The sequence below is a fragment of the Mycetohabitans rhizoxinica HKI 454 genome, from assembly GCF_000198775.1.
In the GTDB taxonomy this organism is placed as follows: domain Bacteria; phylum Pseudomonadota; class Gammaproteobacteria; order Burkholderiales; family Burkholderiaceae; genus Mycetohabitans; species Mycetohabitans rhizoxinica.
Map to the genome: position 1 here is coordinate 1,432,419 of NC_014722.1, position 20,789 is coordinate 1,453,207.

Consider the following 20,789-nt stretch of genomic DNA (forward strand, 5'->3'; position numbering starts at 1 on the left):
GGCATAAGCACTGGCCACGCGGAACGTGTCAGTTTGTTGGCCGCCGGGCGCGTACTGTGTCCACTATCAGAATCATCCACTATCAGGATTTTTATTGCTTAAGCATGGCCATGCGCGAAAACGTTTGACTGTATGCATCATCTCGCGTATCTTTGCTGACTGAAGTTTTCAGATGTCCGATTGCTGTTCATCATCTGTCCGCGACCCACGCGGTACGCTCGTTGTCCTCTCCCTCTTGATCGCTTCCGTACTGCCGCACTAAGCGGGAAACATTTATTTTCTTTTGAGGGATTCTTCTATGGATACCGGTATCGTTAAGTGGTTCAACGACAGCAAGGGTTTTGGTTTCATCACGCCGGACGCGGGGGGTGAAGACCTGTTTGCGCATTTCTCCGAAGTCACCGGAGAGGGATTCAAGACGCTGGTGGAGAATCAGCGCGTCAGCTATCAAGTCAAGCGTGGCCCGAAGGGCCTGCAGGCTGCCAACATCAAGCCGTTGTAAGCGCTATACGTCCGGATGTGTCCGGACGACAGACTGCCTCGCGTCCGTGGGGCAGTAGTATTGCCCGCCAGTCTCCCGCGCCGTGCCGTCTTCCGACCGCTCGGCCGTCGATCCAGCGCTTCGCGCTCCCATCTGAATGCGCCCATCCACCCTGGGTGTCGCCCGTTCGTGGCCACTGGCCGGCTGTGTCACATCATAAAGATAAAGACAATGCACAATCAAACTATTCAAATGTACCGCGGTTATGCGGTGCAGCCTTCCGCGCATCGGTTGCCCGATGGCTGTTTTTCTTCTAACGTGACGCTGGAACGGGAAAATTCGCCGTTGTCGTCGTCGCCGTTGACTGCAGTGGCGAGCGCAGCGACGTTATATTCTTTTTATTCGCTCGATTATTTTAGTTCTGAACAAGAGGCGGTTCGCTATTCGAATCGCTGGGCCCAGCAGTGGATTGATATGCGCGGCTGAACACCGTCGCCCACGGCTGCCCCGAATACGGCGCATCGGCTGATCGAGGCGCGGCGAGTTCCAAGCGTCCGGCAGGGCCATGATGCGGCCGGCTTCCCGGTCCGATTCGAAAGGGCCCATGCCATGCTGCCACAGCAACGCCCGGACGGCATCAAACATTAAAAAACGTTCATATCGACGTCGTGACGGCGGCCGACGAGCGACTCGTCCACCTCAACGTTGGCGCCGCTTGGCAAGTACTGCTCGACGATGGCTGACCCATCGTTGCGAATCCATTTGAGCATACTGATGGCACGCGCCGATGCAGCACTGTGTATGTGGCGAAGGCGCAAGGCCGCAGCGCTGTGATGACCGCTTAGCAGCCATCAGTTTATGCTAAACTGCCGCGCATGTCCGTTTGGCGCAGAGCTTCTATCGTCTTGCTGCTGGTGCTGGGTTTGCCGATCCGGCTCGCGGTGGCATCCGTGAATTGTGATCTATCGCAGTTCACGCCGCCTGTCGCGCATGCGCAGTCCGCTCATGTCAAGAGCGCCGTGCGCAGTACCGATTCGCATGAGGTGTTGGCCGCCCGGGCGATATCGCCGGACGCTTCATGCGTGGCCGCGTCCGATGGCACGCATACCGACCATCGAGGTCATTGTGACCACGCATCGCATCATGGCGCGGGCCAGTGCAGTGGTGGCGCAAACTGCTGCGTCAGCGCGCCGTTGCCGTGTGTCGGCGCGATTGCCGACATCCATGCATTCGTCCACCTCCATTTGCTGCCTCAGCCGTCCGTTGGCGCAATCCGCTTCCTGACTGGCGGTATTGATCGGCCTCCAAGCGCGCATCTCGTCTGAGTTCATCGTCCGCTCGCCGGTGCAGGCGAAGCGGTGACCTGTCGGCCGGCCGTCACGCCGGCCCTTGGACCTTGTTCGAGATCATCATGCGCAAGCTGTTTACAGCGCTCGCGTGCGCCGCGACTCATGTGCCGCAGTTCGTCACGCCGAGTCCGCTTTCCCCGGGCCGGCCGACGCCAGTGCGTCGGTTCCGGTTGTCACCGTGCCACCGGCCTTTGCCGAATATCGCCGATACGACAATAGTGACGCCGTCGAGTGGATTCGGTTGAATCGCGCGCTTGCGCCGGGCCGTGGCGAATCGGCCGCGCCGAGCCGTTCCAAACGGATCTGGAGCGTGCGCTCGGCGGCCGTTTGCCGACGGTGGCGCAGCACACTGGGGCTGTGGCGGCGGCGGTAAGCGTTCCTGTGGCAAGCCAACCGACGACACGCAGGCCGGCTGCTGCCCACGAGCAGCAGGAGGAGCACTGAGATGGTCACACGCCGACAATTTTTGAACGGCTCCGGCGCCGCATTGCTGGGAGCGGCCCTAGTCAGCAAGGCCGGTGCGGCAGCGTTGCCGGAGGCACCGTCCAGCGCCAGTGCCGCCACCCAGCCGCCGTTGGCTCCGCGAGAGGGCCGGCCGTACAATCCGGTCGTCACGCTTAACAGTTGGTCGCTGCCGTGGCGTATGCGCAATGGTTGGAAGGAGTTCCATCTGGTGGCCGAGCCGGTGATGCGCGAGATCGCACCGGGGATGCAAGCGAACCTGTGAGGCTATAACGGGCAGGCGCCGGGCCCGACGATCGAAGCGGTCGAAGGCGACAAGGTGTGCATCTTCGTGACGAACCGCTTGCCCGAGCACACCACCGTGCATTGGCATGGGATGCCGCTGCCATGCGGGATGGATAGCGTGGGCGGACTGACGCAGCCGCATATCCCGCCCGGCAAAACGTTTGTCTACGAGTTCCAGCTCGAGCGGCACGGCACCTTTATGTATCACCCACATGCCGACGAAATGGTGCAGATGGCGATGGGCATGATGGGCCTGTTCATTGTCCATCCGAAAGCGCACGGCGTGATGCCAGTTGACCGAGATTTTGCATTCTTGATGTCCGCGTATGACATCGATCCCGGCAGCTTCACGCCAAGGGTGAACGAAATGACGGATTTCAACGTCTGGAGTTGGAATGCACGGGTGTTTCCCGGGATCGACCCGCTGCCGGTGCGCCGCGGCGAGCGTGTGCGGATTCGCTTCGGCAATCTGACGATGACCAATCATCCTATCCATCTGCACGGGTACGCATTCGAGGTGACGGGAACCGATGGGGGCTGGATCGCGCCGGCAGCGCGATGGCCGGAAGTGACCGTGGATGTCAGTGTCGGCCAGATGCGGGCGATCGAGTTCGATGCATCGCGCCCAGGGGATTGGGCCTGGGCCGCGACGACTACCGGGATCCGGGCTGGTACCGGCACCCCAAGGGAACGGTCGCGTACGAATACGCCCAGGAGCCGGCCGCCACGCGCGGGACAGACGATGGATATGGCCCGGTTCTTTCAAACCACCATAAAGGATGATGAAATGAGCGCAGCTTCGGAAAAATAGGGGGTCTGCGTCCACTGCCAGGCGTTAATTTTTTTAGTGTCCTTGCAATTATCATTGCCTATTACCCACAAGGAAAAGGACTGATAATTCTCTCTATTGGGCAATACTGTTGGGCAACAACATTTTCTGCTTCGACTAACAAAAGGAAAGCTAATGCGTTATTGTCGCTCCCGTCGCGCGCTGCTGCGCGCCTGTGCAATGCTCCCGTGGATGCCGACGCTGGCAGCGTGTGCGGCGCAGGGACCGAGCGCCTCGGCGCCAGGGTCATCCGCGTTGCTAGGGCCGGCCACATTGCAAGGGCCGGCTGCGTTGCCACTCGAGGCGCTTGCGGCACTGGAAGCGCGCATGCGCGGGCGCCTCGGCGTTTGCGCGATCGACACGGGTAGCGGCGCGCAACTCGTGCACCGTGCAGCGGAGCGTTTCCCGTTCTGTAGTACGTTCAAGGCGGTGCTTGCGGCAGCCGTACTGGCCCGCAGCGGGGATACGCCCGACTGGTTGTCGCAGCGCGTCCGATATGGCTTGGCTGACGTGGTCAGCTATTCGCCGATCAGCGGGCAACATGCCGGCGACGGAATGCGCATTGATGAAATGTGCGCGGCAACGCTGCAGTACAGTGATAATACGGCAGCGAATCAGTTGATGAAGGTGCTTGGCGGACCGGATGCGGTGACGGCATTCGCCCGCTCGGTGGGCGATGCCACCTTTCGGCTGGATCGCTGGGAGCCAGATTTGAACACGGCGATACCCGGGGACGTGCGCGACACATCGACGCCGGCGGCGATGGCGAACACGTTGCGCGCAGTGATGCTGGGCGATGGATTGCGTCCGTGGCAGCGACAGCGATTGCAGCAATGGATGCTGGACAATCGCACGGGCGACAAGCGAATCCGTGCCGGTGTGCCCGCGCAGTGGCGCGTTGCCGACAAGACGGGTACCGGGGAGCACGGAACCACCAACGACATCGGAGTCCTTTGGCCGCCCGGACGAGCGCCGATTGTGCTGTCCGTCTATTTCACACAGCCACGGCGGGATGCGCCGGCGTGCGACGAGGCGATCGAGCAAGCCACGCGTATCGTGGTCGACGCGCTGAGTTGAATGCATGCCCTGGCGAGTCGCCATTCGGATCGATCATGAACGAGACTTTGTCGGATATGCCATCAAGCGCCCAATTGGGCAACCAGTTCATGCGTTGGCGGGCGCTGCATTGCGTCAAGTAGGCGCATGCCGCCGAGCTGTTTGGTGTCAGCCAGGCGACGATTTCCTGCTGGGAGGCGGGCTTACAACAAGTGGAGTGGGCCGAGCGGCGACGCGCGGCGCACTGTGCGCCCGCGCCTGCTTTGCTAGAGCGCGTCTCCCACGCCGGCGTGTAGTGGTGGCGGCGTGCGGATGGTCTCCAGCCGGCTCGCTGCGGCGAGCAGCGACTGGCCGGTCGGCGTAAGCATCGCACGGCGATGTCCTTCGGCGGGATCTTCCAACTCGACGAGTTGCCGCTCGAGCAGCGTGTCTAGCTCGGCACGGTTCATGTCGATCTGCTCCGGTGCGCTGCGAATCAGCATCAACGTAGCGAATTCGTGTGGGCTCAGCATCTTCGTCTCCAATCGTCCATGAAGCTGCGATCCTGTCGCCTGGGATTGCAAGATAAAGCGGCGAGATGACAGGCCAATGACAGCGGCCGCCCAGCGCTCCGACGCGCAATCGCGTCGGAGCGCAAGCCGTCGAGCGGCCACCGGTCCGCTCGACTCCTGACGGCGTTCAGCCGATGCTGACGTCGATCCGGCGAGGCTTAGCCTCGTCGCGGCGTGGAATGGTCAGCTTCAGCACGCCGTCGCGCAATTGCGCATCGATGCGTGACGCATCCAGATCCGCGCCTAGCGCAAACGTGCGGGCGAAATGCGGATCGCGCAATTCGGCGTGCTGGACCCGCAAGCCGGCGGGCGTCGGCACGACGGCCTCGGCCTCGATCGACAGCGTGCTGTCCTGCACGCTCACATGCAACTTGTCGCGTGGCACGCCGGGCAGGTCAACCAGCAGTGTAACGCCGTTGTGGTCCTCGAAGATGTCCACGGTGGGCGCCACTGTCGTGCGGCGCGATTGCGGCGCCGTTGCGCCTTGTGCGGCGACGTTGGCGTCCTGCTGGGTGGGACGTTCGACCAGTTCAGTAGTGTGGCTCATGGTGTGCTCCTGGTTTGCGTCAATGCGGGTCAACAGGTCATTGCACCGTGATCGCTCGTGGCTTGGATGCCTCAAGCTTGCCGATAGTCACGCTCAGGCAGCCGTTCACATAGCGCGCCTGGACCTTGTCCGGATCGGCCTGGTGCGGCAATTCGATGATGCGGCGGAAAGTGCCGCTGAAACGCTCCTGCAGATAGGTCCGCGTGTCGTCGGCGCGCTCCGGTTGCACACGCTTGCGCTCGCCGCTGAGAATCAGCAAGCCGTTGTCGATCGACACATCGATCTGCGCCGGATCGAGTCCGGGAGCAAATGCGACGATCTCGATCGACTCGTCCGTGCTGCCGATGTTGACCGCGGGGAATGTCCCGACGCGCGACGCGCGCAGGCTAGTCGGCATGTTGGCGAACAGGTTCGCAAACTGCCGTTGCAGACGGTCGATGTCGTTGAAGATGTCCGTGCTGAAAAACAAATCACTCATGGCTTGCTCCTTCGATCCTTCGTCGAAGGGGCGAACCGGGCTACGCGCTCCAGTCCGCCCGCCAACGTGGATCCGTCGACAAACAAATCGAAACACGCAGCGCGTCATACACGCGGCTGCCTAAGTGATTCATAACATAGTCCCGCCGCGCGAAATTTCAAGAGGGAGCCGACATGGGGGGATGCCGATTTTGGTACGATTCAGCCTTTCATCGAACAATAGCCGACTGTGAGACGCACGGACATTGCCCCGCTGCGCGCGTGGTGCGCCGCCCTGCTGGCCTGTGTGGGCCCACCCGCCGTGAGGCTCTGGCGGCGCGCGCGGCATCCGGGCCGGCGCGAGTTGGCCTGGGTGGCTGCGGCAGTGCCTGCCGCGATGGCGCTGTACGTGCTGATCCTGGTGCCGTTCACGCCCGGCATCGGCGATATCCGCAAGGCGAAGGTCGAGCAACCGGCGCAGGTGTTGTCCGCGGACGGCAAGTTGCTGGCCCAGTTCAAGCCGTCCAATCGTGAATGGGTCGCTTTGTCCGACATCTCGCCGCACGTGCTCGATGCGTTGATCGCGACGGAGGATCATCGGTTCTATCAACATCACGGCCTGGATTGGCGACGCACAGCAGCAGCGGCCGCGCATACGTTTTCCGGCGACCGGCAAGGCGGCTCGACCGTCACGCAGCAGCTTGCCCGCAACCTGTACCCGGACGAGATTGGGCGGGCACCGACGCTCACGCGCAAAATCAAGGAGGCCATGACCGCCTTGAAGATCGAGGCCGTGTACACGAAAGCCGAGATCTTGGAAACTTATCTAAACACCGTCCCGTTCCTGTACAACGCGTATGGGATCGAGATGGCGGCCCGCACCTATTTCGACAAGCCAGCCCGTGAATTGGACGTGTTGCAAAGTGCGACGTTGGTCGGCATGCTCAAGGGCAATAGCTACTACAATCCGGTCATCAACCCGGATCGCGCGTTGCAGCGTCGCAACACGGTGCTCGCGCAGATGGTTAAGTACGGCAAGCTGACGCCGCACGCGTACGAATCGCTGGCGCGCCGGCCGTTGCGGCTGGATTTCGAGCGACAGGTCGAGCCCCCCGGCCCCGCGCCTCATTTTGCGCAGCAATTGCGCAAATGGTTGATCGCGTGGGCGGATCGCCACGACTATAATCTCTATTCCGACGGCTTGATCGTGCGCACGACCATCGATTCGCGGCTGCAGGCGATGGCCACGCAATCCGTCGTGCTGCATGGTCATCAATTGCAGGCCATTGCCAATGCCGCTTGGTCGACCGCTTCGGCGTGCGTGGGCAGTCACGATTTTGTGCAGACCTTTGTGCGCGACACGCCGAACTACCGGGCGGCGCTCGACGCGGGGTTGACGAGCCAGCAGGCGCTGAAGCGGCTGTTGGCCGATCGTGGTTTCATGCAGGCGCTGTGTGACGAGAAAACACGGGTACAAGCGGACTTCATCGCGATTGATCCGCGCGATGGCGCAATCAAGGCATGGGTGGGCAGCCGCGATTTCAACAAGGATCCATTCGACCACGTGCAACAGGCGCGACGGCAACCCGGCTCAACGTTTAAGCCGTTCGTCTATGCCGCCGCGTTCGAACAGGGCGCCCGTCCCGACGATACGATTGTCGACCAGCCAGTGTCGATCGCGCTGCGAGGGGGAGAAATTTGGCGCCCCGCCGACGACGTCCCGCCCAGTGGGCAGCCCATGACGCTGCGCGACGCTCTGGTGTACTCGCGCAACCGCATCACCGCCCAATTGATGCAATCGGTCGGGCCCGCGAAGGTGGCCAAGCTTGCACAGGCGATGGGCGTGCGCGACAGCATGCTGAACCCCGTGCCATCGCTGGCGCTCGGCACGAGCCCCGTCACGCTCAAGGAGATGGCGTCCGCATACAGTACCATCGCCGATGGCGGCCGCTATGTGCGGCCTATAATGGTCACACGTATTGAGGACCGGGACGGCAACGTGCTGGCGCAATTCGCGCCGGATGCAGGCAAGCAGGTGCTGCCTGCCGACGTCGCATGGACGTTGCTCGACGTGATGCGGGGCGTGATTGATCGGGGCACCGGTGCTGCGATCCGCACCCGCTTCGGCATTCGTGCGGACGTAGCTGGTAAGACGGGCACGACGCAGGACAACGCGGATGGCTGGTTCATCCTGATGCACCCGCAGTTGGTCGCCGGTGCATGGGTCGGCTTCAATGACAGCCGCGTGACGCTGCGCAGCGAGTACTGGGGACAGGGCGCACACAGCGCGCTGCCGATCGTTGGCGACTTTTACCAGCGCGCGCTGCGCGCGCGGCTCGTCGATCCGCGCCTGCGGTTCGCGAGCGAGCCGCCGCCCGGTATTGTGCAGCGCGTGCTCGCGCAGGTTCGTGCCTGGTTCGTGCAAGTGTTCCCGGCGGCGCACCAGGCCAAGCCCCCAGCGCCGCCGCGCCGGACGCCGCGGCGGATCGAGTCGTCCGCGGGTGAGCTTGCCGCGCCACCGCTAGCGAGCGGCATCGCTGTGGACGGCGCGAGCATGGGGCTGCCGACGGCCGCGTCGGCGGCATCAGTCGCGTCGGCCGCGGCAGCTGTGTCGGCCAGTGTGCCGCCGACATCGACACCGGGTTCGATCGCCGGGATGCCTGTCACGCCTGCTGCGTCGCCGGCGACGGCATCCGGTGTGCCGGATGGTGCCGTGGCGTCGGTCGGCCCTGGCGGCGCAGCCGACGGGCCGGCCACGTCGCCCGGCCCATCGTCGCCGGGCCCAGCTCCCTTGCGTACCTTACCCTCGTTCGGCAATGAGGTGCCGTGGGATCCGACGCCGAGCCCTGACGCAGTGGATCCGGATGCCGCCGGACCAGATGCCGGGGGGTAAAGCGCCTGCACCGGAGAGCAGCCGCGTGGGTGGCCTGCCGCATGGCTACCGTGTATACCGTGTCGAGCGCAATGACAGATCTGTTTTGGCGATGGTTTGCATCTTGCATTTTCATTGGATCGCCGGCGGCTGAGCCCGTATGCTTTGAGCGTGCCTTGTTCCAGCGTCCGTGCTGCCGGACGTACCGATCTGGCTAGGCATTGGCCCGATCCGCCACCAGGAGACCCCCGTGAACCATTCGCCTTCTTCACCGAACACCGGCGGCGACGCTCGAAGCCGTGCGGCCGCGTTCTGCAGCCAATTTGGGCTGTCGGCGCCGATCTTGCTGGCACCGATGGCTGGCGCGTGCCCGCCGGCATTGTCGATTGCCGTGGCCAATGCAGGTGGCATGGGCGCCATGGGGGCGCTGCTGACGCCGCCGCAAGGTATCGTGCAGTGGGCCGACGCATTTCGCCGTGGCAGCACCGGGCGCTTCCAGTTGAATCTATGGATTCCTGATCCGCCGCCCGAACGCGACCGGGACAACGAGCAGCGCGTGCGCGCATTCCTGGCGCAGTGGGGGCCTGGTGTGCCCGAGTCGGCAGGCGATGCGGTGCCACCGGATTTCGCAGCGCAATGCGATGCCCTGATCGAGGCGCGGCCGGATGTCGTTACCTCGATCATGGGGGTATTTGCGCCCGCGTACGTGAAACGCTTGAAGGACCACGGCATTGCCTGGTTCGCGACGGTCACGTCGCTGGACGAAGCCCGGAAGGCACAGGCAGCGGGAGCCGATGCGATTATTGCGCAAGGCTTCGAGGCGGGCGGTCATCGTGGCGCGTTCGATGCGGCCCGAGCGGAGCGGCAAGCTGTTGGCCTGTTTGCGCTGCTGCCTCGCCTGGCCGACCACATTCGCGTCCCGTTGGTCGCCGCCGGCGGTATCGGCGATGGCCGTACGCTGGCGGCCGCGCTGATCCTCGGCGCGAGCGCGGTGCAGCTTGGTACCGCTTTCCTGCGTTGCCCGGAGGCGGCGCTGAACCCCGCATGGGCGGACGCGCTGGACGGATTGGAGCCGGAGGACACCGTACCGACGCGCGCGTTCACTGGCCGTCTCGGCCGTTCGGTGGCAACCAATTACGTGCTTGCAGCAGCGGCGCCGAATGCCCCACATCCGGCGCCGTATCCAGTACAGCGCGCGCTTACCGCATCGATGAAAGAGGCAGGCGCAGCGGCGCGTGACTATCATCGAATGCAGGTATGGGCTGGGCAGGCTGCCGCAATGGCACGGGCGGTCCCCGCTGCGCGCGTGGTGCGCGACGCGTGGGCCGACGCACAGCGCTATTTATAAAAAGTGCGTTCGTCCTCGGGCCTTCGCTAGGCGCGATGCCGGCTCGCGCCTGGCGATACATGAATGCCCGCTTTCGCCCATGATCCGGCAACGTTCGTGGACGGCACGACGCAACGGTCTGCTTCAGCCAGCCGCAGGGGCGCAATAACGTTTCGACTCCCGAAACTGATCCTCAGCTTTGCTCGAAGCGCCACGAGAATCAACTCGGACGTTGTCTATAGCGACTATCACAAACAGACAGGCCTGTATTGTCGAATGTTAATAGAGCGATGCAGCCAGCGCGCCTGTGGTGGTCACGTTCCCTTCATCAATCAGGAGAAGCAATGAAAAAGCACCTGTTGAAAGCGATAGCCCTGTCAGCCATGAGCGTTGGTCTCTGCGGGCATGCGTTTGGCGAAGGCGTGTATGCGCCTTATGTCGACATGACGGCATGGCCCACGCCCTCGCTGGACGAGGTCGGCGTGCGGCAAGGGATCCAGCAATTCACAATGGCATTCGTGCTGTCCGGCGGCAACCAATGCGTGCCGTCGTGGGGCGGCGTGCAGCCGATCGGACGCGGCCAAACGTCAGATTTGCTGACCTCCATCGCCAAGTCGATCAACAATTATCGAGCCAAGGGCGGCGAGGTGTCGATTTCGTTTGGCGGCCAAGCTGGCATGCCGTTGATGCAAGCATGCAGCAGCGCGTCGGCGCTGGCCGCGGCGTATCAGACGGTGATCGATACGTATTCGTTGACGCATATCGATTTCGATATCGAAGGCGCGGCGCAAACGGACAGCGCGGCGCTGACGCGCAATTTCCAGGCTGTACGGCAACTGCAGCACACGATGCGCACCAACGGCAAGGCACTGCATGTAACGTTGACTCTCCCGGTGATGCCATCGGGGCTGACCGCCGATGGCTTGCGCGTACTCGACGCAGCGCTAGACAACGGTGTGACGCTGGATACGGTCAACATCATGGCGATGGACTATGGCAATGGCACAGCTGACATGGGCGCGGCGGCGAAGCGCGCTGCCACGTCAGTCTACGCGCAGTTGGATGCGGCGTACAAGGCGGCGGGCAGCCCGAAGACCGACGCCCAGTTGTGGCAAATGATTGGCGTGACGCCGATGATCGGCAAGAATGACGTGCAAGGCGAGACGTTCTCGCTGGCAGACGCGAAGGCGCTGCTCGACAAAGCTCGCTCGGATGGTATCGGACTGCTCAGTAACTGGTCGATCGGCCGGGACAAGGCTTGTGCGAGCAATAGCGGTGGCGCATCGCCCAGTTGTTCCGGCGTTTCGCAGCAACCGTATGCATTCACGCAGGTGTTCCGGCAACTGGGCGGCCATTGGGGCACTGGCGTGACGCAGGATTCGTCGTATGGTGGCGGCTCGCACGGTGGCAAGCCGACGCCGGGCGCGCAATGGTCCAGCTCGCAAATCTATACAGCCGGGATGACCGTCAAGTACCACGGCGTGACGTATCGTGCAAAGTGGTGGACGCAAGGCGACGTGCCGGGCCAGTCGGAGGTGTGGGCGAAGGTCTGAGCATGCCGCTGTTGCGGCCCGTGGACAGTGTCGGGAACGTGATGAGCGGGGCGGCGCTCAACTTTGCCTTGGATGCCGCCAGCGTGGTGCCGCTCGCCGTCTTGATCGGCGTGCTCGCATAGGTTGTCAGCGGCATATACGGCACCGACGCGGTTAATGACCAGTGCGTATTCAGCGCGTAGTTCAACCCGAGGTCCCGCCGCAACGCCGACTGCGGGCCGCGACCATCGCCGTCATCGGCAACAGCGTGAGTCTGGCGCGCCGGACAGGTGGGCAGGCGAAACACGGCAATACACGTTGCAGGTACGGGCCAGCAATAAAAAGCAGTCCATATGAAATGAATGCGGATGCCATCGACGCCAGTGTCGATCCCGCGATTACCGGTTTGACAAAACGTACGCGTTCCCGCTGCGCCGCCTGTACAAATATACAGGTATACTATCGCCGTTCAACATTGCACAGCCGCCATTCCGATTGCCATGGTTCTGACGCGCCGGATCGCCCATCTTGACATGGATGCCTTTTACGCATCCGTCGAGTTGTTGCGCTATCCCGAGTTGCGCGGCAAAGCGGTGGTGATTGGCGGTGGCCGGAAGGCGGCGCCGCAGACGCTGCCGGACGGCACGCGCCGGTTCGCCCGCTTGGGCGATTATGCGGGGCGCGGTGTGGTCACCACGTCCACGTATGAGGCGCGCGCGCTCGGCGTATTTTCCGCGATGAGCATGATGAAGGCCGCGCAGCTTGCGCCCGACGCTATCCTGCTGCCCACCGACTTCGACTCGTATCGCCACTATTCACGGCTGTTTAAGGCCGCGGTGGCGACATTCACTGATCAGATCCAGGACCGCGGGATCGATGAAATCTACATCGACTTGACCGCGTTGCCTGACGACACGCGAGCGTTGGCGATGCGCATCAAGCAGGCGGTGCGCGACGCGACCGGTCTTACGTGCTCGATCTGCGTTGCGCCAAACAAGCTACTCGCCAAGATCGGCTCGGAGTTGGACAAGCCGGACGGCATGACGATTTTGTCCATCGCGGACCTGCCGACGCGGATCTGGCCACTGCCGGTGCGCAGGGTTAACGGTATCGGCCCGAAGGCGGGCGAGAAGCTTGTGTCGCTGGGCATTGCCACGGTCGGCGATCTGGCGAAGGCCGATCCCGGACTGCTGCAGGAGCATTTCGGCCACAGTTATGCCGCCTGGCTGGCCGATGTCGCCCACGGCATCGATGAGCGGCCGGTGCAAGTCACGTCAGAGCCGAAATCGATGAGCCGCGAAACCACGTTCGAGCGTGATATGCACGTGCGCCACGACCGCGCCTCGCTCTCGGCGATCTTCACGGACTTGTGCGTGCGCGTGGCGCAAGACTTGACGCGCAAGGGCTATGTCGGACGCACGGTCGGGCTGAAGCTGCGCTATGCGGATTTTCGCACTGTCACGCGCGATGTCAGCTTGCCGGAGCCTACCGCGGATGCGGTTGTGATCCGGCGTGCCGCCACCGAATGTCTGAAGCGCGTGCCGCTGGACAAGCGGCTCAGGTTGCTCGGCGTGCGGGTCAGTGCGCTGCGACCAGCGCACGCACAGCGCTTGGTGCGCGAGCCGGTGCAACACAAGTTGCCGTTTGCCGAAGCGGGGCTCAGTTGAGGTGAACTGCACACCCCGTGCTGTGTTTAGCGGACTCAACTCGTGAACGACCTGCGACAGAGCAGGATCGCTCTTACTGCACTCACGTGCGTGACGAAAGCCGTCGATGATCAGCAGCACGGCTCGGTGGCGCGACGGATATCACCGCGCTAGCTGACCGGGAATCCGACGCGCTCCATGGTGCCGATGTGGCGTGACAACAATTGAGCGGCGCGCTCGAGATCATGGCTTTTCAACGCGTCGATGATCAGTTGATGGTCGTGGTTCGAGCGCGATTGCCAGCCGCGCGCCCGGCCGACGGCGAGCACGAAACGCGAACTGGTCAATTGCAGCACGTCCAGCGTCGCCAGCAGGCGGGGCATCGCGCAATGACGCACCAGCGCGTAGTGGAACGCTCGGTTGGCCGCATCCCACGACGCAAGCGAATTGGCGGCGTCGCACGCGGCGTGGGCGCTTTCGAGCGCCTCGAAATGTTCGGCGCGCAGGTGTGGCATAGCGTGGCGCAGCGCGAGCGGTTCGAGCACCGCCCGCATGTCAGCCGCTTCCTTGATGGCGACACGGTCCAATACGGTGACGCGCACGCCACGCCTATGCAGGATTGTCACCAGTCCGATTGCCTGCAGACGCTGGAACGCTTCACGCACGGGCACATGGCTTGCCCCAAATTCCTTGGCGATGTGGTCTTGCCGCAGGGCGGTACCGCCGGCCAACTCCCCACTGATAATACGCTCGCGCAACCGGTCCACGATATGCTCGACCAAGCTTGATGTGTGGGTATCGCTTAGGCGCACGGTGTCCATTTCATAGATTATCTATTTTCATGAGTAAGTAAACTGACGCCAATTCCGTTATAACATCCAAGAAGCAATCGGCGTGAGCATGGGAAGTTGATAGATTATCTATTAAATGAGCTGGGTGGTCGACACCCACCACGGCCGCGGCGTGCCAGCGACGCGTGTCATCCCTACCCGTGGCCGCCGGGCCATTTTGGACCCCCACCCGCACAGGAGTATCTGCATATGTCGATTAGGGCAACAGAATCATCTGCTCAATCCTCCAGTCTGTCCGGCGACGACGCAGCGCCGATCCGGCACGACTGGACGCACGAGCAAATTGCGGCGTTGTTCGATTTGCCATTCGATGACCTGCTATATCGCGCGCACACCGTGCAGCGACGCTATCATGCCGGCCGCGGCCTACAAATTTCGCAATTGTTGTCCATCAAGACGGGCGGATGCCCGGAGGACTGTGGCTACTGCAGCCAATCGGTCCACGCCGAGACCGACCTGAAGGCGAGCGCATTGATGAGCGTGGACGCAGTGCTGCAGGCCGCTGCGCAAGCAAAGGCTGCCGGCGTGCAGCGCTTTTGCATGGGAGCCGCATGGCGCAGTCCGCGCGAGCGCGACCTGGAGCGGGTCTGCGCGATGGTCGAGGGTGTGAAGGCGCTGGGACTGGAGACCTGCGTGACGCTCGGCATGCTAACCGGCGCACAAGCGCAGCGCCTGGCCGAATCCGGCCTGGACTACTACAACCACAACATCGACACGAGCCCCGAATACTATCCGTCGGTGATCACTACGCGTACGTTGCAGGAGCGGCTTGACACACTCGAGCACGTGCGCAACGCGGGCCTGAAGGTCTGCTGTGGCGGCATCATCGGCATGGGGGAGTCGCGCGAGGATCGAGTCGGCATGTTGCAGACATTGGCCAATTTGCCGGCACACCCGGAGTCAGTGCCGGTCAACTCCCTAATGCGGGTCGAAGGTACGCGGCTCGCGCACGAGCGCGACGTCGATGGGTTGGAGTTCGTGCGCACGATCGCGGTGGCCCGCATCGTGATGCCTGCGTCCGTGATACGGCTCTCGGCCGGGCGTGAGCACATGAGCGATGAGCTTCAAGCGCTGTGCCTGTTCGCCGGCGCCGGCTCGGTGTTCATCGGAGAGAAACTGTTGACTACGCCCAATCCGGCTCCCAGTCAGGACCGCGAGCTGATCGACCGGCTTGGCGCGACGAGCCAGGAGGCGGCCCCAATCCAATGGATCGCCAAATCACGGCAATGACCTCCAGAAAAACTCGCATGAAGTTGATCGAATTGCTCGGGCGCGACTTGTCGGCGCTCGATGCAGAGCACTTGCGCCGGCATCGGCGCATTGCCGACAGCGCATGCAGCACGCGGATGAGCGTGGACGGGCGACGCATCGTGGGTTTTGCGAGTAACGACTATCTGGGACTTGCCGCGCATCCAGCGTTGATCCAAGCGTTGGGCGATGGCGCGCGACGCTATGGCGCACACGGACGAAGACCTGGAGCGGCTGGAGACTGTACTGGCCGGCGTGGCGATGACATCCTAATCGATACTGGTGCCGATGGGCAGTCCACGCTGCCGTATCGGGAAGGCCACACACAGATCGATGCCGCGCGCGTTTTCCGCGGCGACGCGCATGCTTCGATGCGCGCCGTGCAAGTTACGCCGCTCGGCTGGGGCGCACTGCACGAGCAGTTCGGTCTGGATGACAGGATGCTGGCAAATGTCGCTGAAGTACCTGAGCCCCATCCATTGGCCTGAGCCGCGTGGGCACGCACCGCGGCGATTGCCGCGACGCCGCGATCGATGCCGGCCAGAAGGCAGGAGGACGTACGGGCGGGCGCAGGCATTGGAAATGCTTAACACCACCTCGAATTGCGACAATGGAGAGCATCATGGGACATCAACGCTATTCGGATCACGTGACGCGCGCCCGTCGGCACGCACAATGGGCGCAGCGGCAGGTGTCCAGGGCTTCGCGGCCGTCATGGCCACACCTCGGCCTGGCCGCATTGGGGTTGGTTTGCTGCGTCGTCGCCGCTGTGCCGCGGGCAGCACTCGCGGGTACGACGGATCGCCCAGCTGGCAGTCGCTCAGCCGACAGGGGGCCTGTTGATGCGGCGGCACAAGTGAAGCTGGCGTCGGCGACGCCGGACCCAGTGGCGGCGTAGGCGAAGCGGGTCACGCCGCCGATGCAACAATCCGGCGGCAGTGCCGACGGCACGCGTCACCATGGCGGCGCGGGGAACCATCCGCCCAGTGATCGAAAGAACGGGCTGGGTTTTGACACCGACAAGAGCGGGCTCACTGAGCAGCCACAGCCTTCCAAGCTTAGGCGTTAGCAGTGCGCTCCGCACTACGGCCGTCGGCGGGGCGCGGAATGTGCCACTGGACGAATCGAGATGGATCAGGATGGACGGCAGCAGTGTATTGCGACCTGCGATGCATGCGCGGCGTCTGCGACCACTGCGCGAACGCGTGCCTGCTCAAGCCGTATTCTGCGCCGCTGACCGGATGCGTACGGTTAGACATTGATTGCGCACCGGCGTGCCGTAGATTCACCTGAAGGTGCTGGCCTGCATTGCGGGCTGCCCAATTAAAACTGTCTGCGCATACCGATTGCGCATACCGATCGCAACTGTCTGCGCATACCGGTCACGAATCTCGTAGTGCCAAAGTTACCACTAGCTATTAAGTCATGCAAAGTACTGTAATCTGCACCGTCGCGATCCAATACCGCATGATGCGGCATAGCCGGCCGGTGCATATAGCGCCGTCGATCGGATAGAACATCTTTAAATTGGCTAGGCGATTTGCCTGTCTAGGAAGCAGGGCAAGGCGCTGCCACACCGACACAAGTACAGGCCACCGCAAGCATCGTTATATTTTTCATCTGGCTTCCTTCGATCAACGCCCGCTTGCACTAGCGGGGCAGACAGGTAGATGCCCGCCGGCACCTACGCAGACCGATCGGTGTGTCGGAAAAGGCCCGCCCAATCTAGGGGCCGGTAAGCAAAAAAATAATGAAAATTCCAGGCCGTTATAGTCCAAACAGTAATATCGGCCGATAGGTCAGATCGACGGCAGGCACGGCGGGGATGCTCACGCTGTATGCGGATGATCGGGACCGCGCATTTCTGCGTTACGCTATGGGATCCGGATAAGGGACCGTGCTGCCGCGCCCTCGCTTGGGACGATATATGGAGGATCGACGAGACTTCACGATGAACGAAAACGTACACCAACCCTTGCCGCATACCCATAAGCTCACGCACGTTTCGCTGTCGCGCAAGCTCAAGTTGCAGCAACTGATCCTAATCGCCCAGGTCATCGACAGCGGGTCACTGCTACGCGCTGCCAACGAGTTGAGCATGACGCAGCCGGCGTTGACTAAGTCCATTCAGGAGTTGGAAGCATTCTTCGGCGAGGCATTGTTCGAGCGCACGAACCGCGGCGTCGTGCCCACGGAACTGGGTCGGCTGCTGGGCCGTCGTGCTAAATCGATGCTCACCGAACTGCGTTACCTGACCGACGAGGTCAATGCTCTGCAAAGCGGCACGGCCGGACACGTGATCGTCGGCACGCTGATATCGGCGTCGGCCCGGCTGCTGCCGGTGGCGATCTGCAAATTGAAGGAACAGGCGCCCGACATGCTGATCACGGTGCGTGAGGGGGCGACTGCGCAGTTGTTTCCGGCGCTGGCGACCGGCGACCTGGATATCGTGGTCGGCCGTCTGCCCGAGCGCGAGCTGCCGCTTGCCAATGCGTTCCCGTTGCAGCACGAGGTCCTGTTCCAGGAATCGATGTGCGTGGTGGTCGGTGCTAGGCATGCGGCAGGCCTGCCCGCGCAACCGGGCCTTGCCGACTTGATGCACTTGCCGTGGATCGTGCCACTTGGCGATTCTCCAGTCCGCTTGCGGGCTGAACGGCTGTTCCATGACGCCGGCTTGCCGATGCCGGCCGATCGTGTCGAGTCGCTGTCAATGCTGACCAATCTCGGCTTGTTGCTCGAGCGGCCCTGCGCAGCGCTGATGCCGCGCGCCGCCGCACATCAGTTCGTCGATGCGGGTTTGTTGGCGATTGTCGAGATCACCGAGGCGGCGGACTTTGGCGCCGTGGGGTTTTCAGTCCGCGCAAACAAGAAAATCAGCCCTGCATGCATGCGCTTCATCGCCTGCCTTCGGGAAAGTGCAGCCTTGGTACACGACGCGCTCGACAGCGGACAAATCGCTACTATAACGGTAGGGAATAGCGCATCCTGAAAAGGTTATTATTGTTTACACTCAGTGCCGCTTAGACTGGCTGCACTGATCTGTTTCGTAGACCTGACGCGCAGCTCGGGCAGGTCGCCGCGGCGATGCGGCAGCATACCGGGGCCGGGCCGCCGCGCCGTCTGCTGAATCGATATAACAGCCTCGTCAGGAGACCCACGCATGACCGACCGAGTCGATCACTCCACGCCGCGTCGTCGCGGCGTCCGCATGCTGATTGCGCTGGCCGCTGCCGTACTGTACCCAATGCCGGCGCAAGCCGCCGAGCCGAGGCCGCTGAAAATCGGCTTCATTGGGACATTGTCGGGTCCAGGCGGCGCGCTCGGCCAGGACCAATACGATGCATTCATGCTGGCTGTCGAGCAAAAAGGCGGCAAGCTGGGCGGCGTACCGGTTCAGGTGCTGCGCAAGGACGACCAGCTCAAACCGGATATCGCCCTCCAGGAAGCCCAACAACTGATTAATCGCGATGGGGTGAAAATCATCACCGGCGTGACGTTCTCCAACGTGATGATGGCGATCCACAAACCGGTAACCAGCGCCGGCGTGTTCCTGATCGGTTCCAATGCCGGTCCCACGCAGCTTGCCGGACCGGGGTGTTCGCCGCTGTTTTTCTCGACCTCGTGGAACAACGACGAACTGCATGAAGCAGGGGGGCAATTGGTGCAGGACTTGGGCTATAAGCACGTCTATGTGATGGCCCCGAACTACCAGGCGGGACGTGACGCGATCGCCGGCTTCAAGCGCGATTACCGCGGCACGATTGTTAATGAAGTGTACACGCAGGTCAACCAGCCTGATTACTCGGCCGAATTGGCTCAGTTGCAGGCTGCGCGGCCGGACGCCGTCTATGTGTTCTATCCGGGGGGCATGGGCGTGAACTTCGTCAAGCAGTATCGGCAGGCCGGTTTGTTGGGCAAGGTCCCGTTGATTTCGGTCTCGACGATCGATGGCACGACATTACCGGCACTCAAAGAGAGCGCAGTTGGCGCGATTACCGCCGCACCGTATGCGCCTGATCTGAAGAACGCCCAGAACGCACAATTCGCGTCGTCTTTCGAGTCCAAGTACCGGCGCAAGCCATCGATGTACGCGGCGCAATCCTATGATGCGGCGAACCTGCTCGATGCTGCGTTGTCGGCTGTTAAGGGTAACGTGGCGGATCGCGATGCGCTACGTGCCGCACTGCGCACCGCGCGTTTTCAATCGGTGCGAGGTGACTTCAGCCTGGAATCCAACCAATTCCCCCGTGCCGGCTTCTATCGCGTCGACGTCGTGCACACTGCCACCGGTGCCGCGTTCGAGAGCAAGAACCCGATCGTGCCGAAGTCCCGCACGCCGGTCTTGCAGCAGTGCAACATGAACTGAGCGGATGCCACGATGAACCTGACGTTGGCGATCATGCAGTGCCTCAATGGCCTGCAGCTCGGCATTCTATTGTTCCTGATGGCGGCCGGCCTCACGCTTGTGTTTGGTATTGCAAACTTCGTCAACCTGGCGCACGGCTCACTTTACATGATAGGCGCTTTTGTCGGCGCGTTTGTATATAACTTGACAAGCTCGTTCATGTTGGCGACGCTGGCCGTCGTTCCCGCCATAATGGTAGTGGGCATCGCGCTGGAAGCGGGAATATTCCGCCGCCTCTACGCACGAAGCCACCTCGATCAGGTGCTGGCCACGTTCGGGCTGATCTTATTCTTCAACGAACTGGCCCGCACTTTATGGGGTCCTTCTCCCTACTATATGGAAGTGCCGCCCTCGTTGTCCGACGCCATCGACGTATTCGGCATCAACTACCCCGTCTATCGGCTGCTCATCGTGGCCGTCGGTATTGGCATTGCCCTGAGTTGCTACGTCGTCATTCATCGCACCCGCATAGGCATGCTGATTCGTGCGGGCGCAACCCATCGTGACATCGTCGCCGCGCTGGGCGTCAACATGGGATTGCTCAATGCGTTGTTGTTCGGTGTCGCCGCTGCGCTGGCAGGCGTTGCCGGGTTGCTCGCCGGCCCGATCTTGTCCGTGCAGTCTGGCATGGGCGAGCCCGTTCTGATCCTGACGATGGTGGTCATCGTCATCGGCGGGATCGGATCGGTCCGTGGTGCCTTTTATGCAGCACTGATCGTTGGCGTGGTGGACACACTCGGCCGTACGCTGCTGCCGGTGGCGCTGCGCGAGTTGCTGGAGCGCAGCGCCGCTGACAGCGCCGGGCCTGCGCTCGCATCGATGCTGATCTATATCCTGATGGCGGCCGTGCTCGCGTGGCGTCCGCAAGGGCTTTTTTCGGTCAAACACTGAA

Annotated in this window: 18 protein-coding genes and 2 pseudogenes; 16 read left to right on the plus strand and 4 right to left on the minus strand. The window is 62.5% G+C overall.

Going from position 1 to position 20,789, the window contains the following annotated elements:
• Positions 1 to 298 precede the first annotated feature (298 nt).
• The 6 genes and pseudogenes from RBRH_RS06680 (at position 299) to bla (ending at position 4,483) form a co-directional block, all read left to right on the plus strand.
• Entirely contained in the window at positions 299 to 502 is a 204-nt protein-coding gene (locus RBRH_RS06680) for a cold-shock protein (protein ID WP_041753508.1), read from the plus strand.
• 210 nt (positions 503 to 712) lie between these two features.
• Positions 713 to 967: a hypothetical protein gene (locus RBRH_RS06685; RefSeq protein WP_041753510.1), complete on the plus strand. Its 255-nt coding sequence runs from the start codon at positions 713 to 715 to the stop codon at positions 965 to 967.
• A 389-nt stretch (positions 968 to 1,356) separates the two neighbouring features.
• A complete protein-coding gene (locus tag RBRH_RS06695; protein WP_013435311.1) occupies positions 1,357 to 1,806 on the plus strand; it encodes a hypothetical protein in 450 nt (149 codons plus the stop codon).
• Positions 1,807 to 2,061: 255 nt separating this feature from the next.
• Positions 2,062 to 2,274 (plus strand): hypothetical protein, encoded by a 213-nt coding sequence (locus RBRH_RS19650; RefSeq protein WP_013435313.1) that lies wholly within the window; start codon positions 2,062 to 2,064, stop codon positions 2,272 to 2,274.
• A 1-nt stretch (position 2,275) separates the two neighbouring features.
• A pseudogene (locus RBRH_RS06705) lies at positions 2,276 to 3,360 on the plus strand (multicopper oxidase domain-containing protein).
• Between the two features lie 181 nt (positions 3,361 to 3,541).
• Positions 3,542 to 4,483 (plus strand): class A beta-lactamase, encoded by a 942-nt coding sequence (bla, locus tag RBRH_RS06710; RefSeq protein WP_041753515.1) that lies wholly within the window; start codon positions 3,542 to 3,544, stop codon positions 4,481 to 4,483.
• A gap of 245 nt (positions 4,484 to 4,728) precedes the next feature.
• Here the strand turns inward: bla and RBRH_RS06715 are convergent, their stop codons facing one another.
• The 3 genes from RBRH_RS06715 to RBRH_RS06725 form a co-directional block, all read right to left on the minus strand.
• A complete protein-coding gene (locus RBRH_RS06715; RefSeq protein WP_049786455.1) occupies positions 4,729 to 4,974 on the minus strand; it encodes a hypothetical protein in 246 nt (81 codons plus the stop codon).
• 166 nt (positions 4,975 to 5,140) lie between these two features.
• A complete protein-coding gene (locus tag RBRH_RS06720; protein WP_041753517.1) occupies positions 5,141 to 5,560 on the minus strand; it encodes an Hsp20/alpha crystallin family protein in 420 nt (139 codons plus the stop codon).
• A 37-nt stretch (positions 5,561 to 5,597) separates the two neighbouring features.
• Entirely contained in the window at positions 5,598 to 6,038 is a 441-nt protein-coding gene (locus RBRH_RS06725; protein WP_041753520.1) for an Hsp20/alpha crystallin family protein, read from the minus strand.
• Positions 6,039 to 6,311: 273 nt separating this feature from the next.
• Here RBRH_RS06725 and RBRH_RS06730 point away from each other — a divergent pair, with 273 nt between their 5' ends.
• From RBRH_RS06730 to dinB, 4 genes are all read left to right on the plus strand, one after another.
• Positions 6,312 to 8,909 carry a penicillin-binding protein 1A gene (locus RBRH_RS06730; RefSeq protein ID WP_255743470.1) on the plus strand — a complete coding sequence of 866 codons (2,598 nt, stop codon included), beginning with the start codon at positions 6,312 to 6,314 and terminating at the stop codon, positions 8,907 to 8,909.
• Positions 8,910 to 9,138: 229 nt separating this feature from the next.
• Entirely contained in the window at positions 9,139 to 10,236 is a 1,098-nt protein-coding gene (locus RBRH_RS06735; RefSeq protein WP_041754270.1) for an NAD(P)H-dependent flavin oxidoreductase, read from the plus strand.
• 362 nt (positions 10,237 to 10,598) lie between these two features.
• Positions 10,599 to 11,768: a chitinase gene (locus RBRH_RS06740; protein ID WP_269764295.1), complete on the plus strand. Its 1,170-nt coding sequence runs from the start codon at positions 10,599 to 10,601 to the stop codon at positions 11,766 to 11,768.
• Positions 11,769 to 12,247: 479 nt separating this feature from the next.
• On the plus strand, positions 12,248 to 13,414 hold the full coding sequence (gene dinB / locus RBRH_RS06745; protein ID WP_013435325.1) for a DNA polymerase IV: 1,167 nt from the start codon (positions 12,248 to 12,250) through the stop codon (positions 13,412 to 13,414).
• Positions 13,415 to 13,563: 149 nt separating this feature from the next.
• Here dinB and RBRH_RS06750 read toward each other — a convergent pair whose 3' ends face one another.
• Positions 13,564 to 14,214 (minus strand): GntR family transcriptional regulator, encoded by a 651-nt coding sequence (locus tag RBRH_RS06750; RefSeq protein ID WP_013435326.1) that lies wholly within the window; start codon positions 14,212 to 14,214, stop codon positions 13,564 to 13,566.
• Positions 14,215 to 14,433: 219 nt separating this feature from the next.
• Between RBRH_RS06750 and bioB the strand changes: the two genes are divergently transcribed.
• The 6 genes and pseudogenes from bioB (at position 14,434) to RBRH_RS06780 (ending at position 20,788) form a co-directional block, all read left to right on the plus strand.
• The gene (gene bioB / locus RBRH_RS06755) at positions 14,434 to 15,474 is read left to right on the plus strand and encodes a biotin synthase BioB (RefSeq protein ID WP_157864370.1); all 1,041 of its coding nucleotides are present in this window, start codon (positions 14,434 to 14,436) and stop codon (positions 15,472 to 15,474) included.
• 17 nt (positions 15,475 to 15,491) lie between these two features.
• A pseudogene (locus RBRH_RS20170) lies at positions 15,492 to 15,704 on the plus strand (8-amino-7-oxononanoate synthase); the annotation flags it as partial.
• Positions 15,705 to 16,114: 410 nt separating this feature from the next.
• The gene (locus RBRH_RS06765) at positions 16,115 to 16,390 is read left to right on the plus strand and encodes a hypothetical protein (protein WP_157864371.1); all 276 of its coding nucleotides are present in this window, start codon (positions 16,115 to 16,117) and stop codon (positions 16,388 to 16,390) included.
• A gap of 1,053 nt (positions 16,391 to 17,443) precedes the next feature.
• Positions 17,444 to 18,481: a LysR substrate-binding domain-containing protein gene (locus RBRH_RS06770; RefSeq protein WP_049786458.1), complete on the plus strand. Its 1,038-nt coding sequence runs from the start codon at positions 17,444 to 17,446 to the stop codon at positions 18,479 to 18,481.
• 171 nt (positions 18,482 to 18,652) lie between these two features.
• On the plus strand, positions 18,653 to 19,858 hold the full coding sequence (locus RBRH_RS06775; protein WP_013435332.1) for an ABC transporter substrate-binding protein: 1,206 nt from the start codon (positions 18,653 to 18,655) through the stop codon (positions 19,856 to 19,858).
• 12 nt (positions 19,859 to 19,870) lie between these two features.
• The gene (locus RBRH_RS06780) at positions 19,871 to 20,788 is read left to right on the plus strand and encodes a branched-chain amino acid ABC transporter permease (protein ID WP_013435333.1); all 918 of its coding nucleotides are present in this window, start codon (positions 19,871 to 19,873) and stop codon (positions 20,786 to 20,788) included.
• Position 20,789: the final 1 nt, after the last annotated feature.

What these genes read in the sequence shown, in the direction of transcription:
- RBRH_RS06680 (WP_041753508.1), top strand. Translation starts at nt 299, where the DNA reads ATGGATACCGGTATCGTTAAGTGGTTCAACGACAGCAAGGGTTTTGGT.
- RBRH_RS06685 (WP_041753510.1), top strand. Translation starts at nt 713, where the DNA reads ATGCACAATCAAACTATTCAAATGTACCGCGGTTATGCGGTGCAGCCT.
- RBRH_RS06695 (WP_013435311.1), top strand. Translation starts at nt 1,357, where the DNA reads ATGTCCGTTTGGCGCAGAGCTTCTATCGTCTTGCTGCTGGTGCTGGGT.
- bla (WP_041753515.1), top strand. Translation starts at nt 3,542, where the DNA reads ATGCGTTATTGTCGCTCCCGTCGCGCGCTGCTGCGCGCCTGTGCAATG.
- RBRH_RS06715 (WP_049786455.1), bottom strand. Translation starts at nt 4,974, where the DNA reads ATGCTGAGCCCACACGAATTCGCTACGTTGATGCTGATTCGCAGCGCA.
- RBRH_RS06720 (WP_041753517.1), bottom strand. Translation starts at nt 5,560, where the DNA reads ATGAGCCACACTACTGAACTGGTCGAACGTCCCACCCAGCAGGACGCC.
- RBRH_RS06725 (WP_041753520.1), bottom strand. Translation starts at nt 6,038, where the DNA reads ATGAGTGATTTGTTTTTCAGCACGGACATCTTCAACGACATCGACCGT.
- RBRH_RS06740 (WP_269764295.1), top strand. Translation starts at nt 10,599, where the DNA reads ATGAGCGTTGGTCTCTGCGGGCATGCGTTTGGCGAAGGCGTGTATGCG.
- dinB (WP_013435325.1), top strand. Translation starts at nt 12,248, where the DNA reads ATGGTTCTGACGCGCCGGATCGCCCATCTTGACATGGATGCCTTTTAC.
- RBRH_RS06750 (WP_013435326.1), bottom strand. Translation starts at nt 14,214, where the DNA reads ATGGACACCGTGCGCCTAAGCGATACCCACACATCAAGCTTGGTCGAG.
- bioB (WP_157864370.1), top strand. Translation starts at nt 14,434, where the DNA reads ATGTCGATTAGGGCAACAGAATCATCTGCTCAATCCTCCAGTCTGTCC.
- RBRH_RS06765 (WP_157864371.1), top strand. Translation starts at nt 16,115, where the DNA reads ATGGGACATCAACGCTATTCGGATCACGTGACGCGCGCCCGTCGGCAC.
- RBRH_RS06770 (WP_049786458.1), top strand. Translation starts at nt 17,444, where the DNA reads ATGAACGAAAACGTACACCAACCCTTGCCGCATACCCATAAGCTCACG.
- RBRH_RS06775 (WP_013435332.1), top strand. Translation starts at nt 18,653, where the DNA reads ATGACCGACCGAGTCGATCACTCCACGCCGCGTCGTCGCGGCGTCCGC.
- RBRH_RS06780 (WP_013435333.1), top strand. Translation starts at nt 19,871, where the DNA reads ATGAACCTGACGTTGGCGATCATGCAGTGCCTCAATGGCCTGCAGCTC.